The following is a 249-nucleotide window of genomic DNA, read 5'->3' as shown; positions in this document are numbered from 1 at the left end:
CCCCCCCCCCCCCCCCCCCCCCCCCCCGCGCCCCCGGGTGTCCCGGTTTTGGAGGTTGAGCCGGTTGCGCCTGTGGCGCATGTTGGGCCTGTTGGGCCTGTTGGTCCTGTTGGTCCCGTTGGTCCTGTTGATCCTGTTGGTCCCGTTGGTCCTGTTGGTCCAGTTGGTCCTGGTGGACCTGTTGGTCCTGGTAGACCAGGTGGACCTGGTATACCAGGTAGAGCTGGTGGGGCTGGTGGGAATGGAAGG

General features: G+C 66.3%; 1 protein-coding gene. It reads left to right on the top strand.

The features are described from left to right. Positions 1-48: 48 nt before the first annotated feature. The coding region (locus JDS98_RS29770; protein WP_199634645.1) for a hypothetical protein at positions 49-249 on the top strand (201 nt) is incomplete at its 3' end.

The sequence above is a fragment of the Bacillus cereus group sp. N11 genome, assembly GCF_016483605.1.
Lineage (GTDB): Bacteria > Bacillota > Bacilli > Bacillales > Bacillaceae_G > Bacillus_A > Bacillus_A toyonensis.
This window is presented reverse-complemented; position numbering and strand designations above follow the sequence as displayed.